The sequence below is a fragment of the Bartonella sp. LB28NMGDW genome (assembly GCF_042194435.1).
Lineage (GTDB): Bacteria > Pseudomonadota > Alphaproteobacteria > Rhizobiales > Rhizobiaceae > Bartonella > Bartonella grahamii.
Window position 1 is genome coordinate 1 of the sequence record NZ_JBHIMX010000075.1, and the last position, 1399, is coordinate 1399.

At 47.5% G+C, this 1399-nt stretch carries 1 protein-coding gene and 1 pseudogene; both read left to right on the forward strand.

Features of this window, described 5'->3' with window-relative positions; translation table 11 throughout:
- Positions 1-594, forward strand: a pseudogene (locus ACFIKG_RS09165) (PBSX family phage terminase large subunit); the annotation flags it as partial.
- A partial coding sequence (locus tag ACFIKG_RS09170) for a portal protein (protein ID WP_375652183.1) occupies positions 579-1399 on the forward strand: 821 nt, incomplete at its 3' end. The pseudogene ACFIKG_RS09165 and the gene ACFIKG_RS09170, both read left to right, overlap by 16 nt.

The following is a 1399-nucleotide window of genomic DNA, read 5'->3' on the forward strand; positions in this document are numbered from 1 at the left end:
CGTGTTGCTCGTGATCCTTTAATGCAGATACGCGCCTTTTGGGATATTGGGGGCACGGGCGCCAAGGCAGATGCCACAGCGATATGGATAGCGCAATTTGTTGGCAGAGAGATCAGAGTGCTTGATTATTACGAAGCACAAGGACAACCATTATCGGAGCATATAGGCTGGTTGCGTCAAAACGGTTATGAGAAGGCGTTGATGGTTCTTCCCCATGATGGGGCGACCAGAGACCGTGTGCACAATGTGAGTTTTGAGAGTGCTTTAAATGATGCGGGTTTTGAAACGCAGGTCATTCCCAATCAAGGGGCTGGTGCTGTCAAAATGCGAATAGAGGCAGTGCGACGTATTTTGCCTTCTGTTTGGTTCAATGAAGAGACGACCGTAGCAGGGCGCAAAGCACTGAACTGGTATCACGAGAAATGGGATGAGAAGCGCAATATTGGCTTGGGAGCAGAGCACGATTGGTCCAGTCATGGGGCAGATGCCTTTGGATTGATGTGCGTGGCTTATGAAGAACCTCCGACGATACAAAAGCGACCAGCTTATAGCGGCAGAACGGAATATGAGAGTACCTCATGGATGGCAGAATGATGTATGATGAAGAGCATTTAGATAAAGAAAGTAACGCATCAGATTTGTCGACAGAAGGCTTATTTCGCAAGCTTGTGAGTTGGTACAAAGAAGATGTGGAGCATGTGAATAAATGGCGTGAACATGCACGGGAGGATTTTCGTTTTTACAATGGTGATCAGTGGAATGAGGCTGATTTAGCGGCGTTAAAAGAGCAACGCCGCCCCGTTATGACCTTTAATCGTATTGCTCCGCTTGTGAATGCTGTTGTGGGGTCAGAGAGAAATAACAAGCGCGAAGTGCAATTCATTCCCCGTCAAGTAGGCAAGGCATTGCCAAGTGAATTGCTTACTGGTGCGGCAGAATGGTTTCGGGACATGGCGCATGCAGAATATGCTGATAGTGATGCTTTCCAAGATGCGGTTATTTGTGGCATGGGCTGGACCGATACGCGACTTGATTATGAAAACAGCTTTGATGGTGAACCGGTCATTACGCGTTTAGACCCGTTAAAGATGGTTTGGGACAGTGCAGCGGTGCAACCGAACTTAACCGATGCGCAACGTTTGTGGTATGTGGACCGCAAGCCTTTGGAAGTAGCCAAGCAGATGTTTCCCAAAGCCCATTGGAGTGAACTGAGTGCAGATTGGGCTCGTGATGGGATTGCTTATGAGGGCATTCATCATAATGATCTTGAAGCTTATAATGATGAGAAGGGCATTGATGTTGAAAACGGTCGACGGATGATTACACTTGTTGAATGCCGTTGGTTTGAAAGCGAGAGGTATTACAAAGCGCCCGATTTAAGTACTGGAGAACTTCGTGA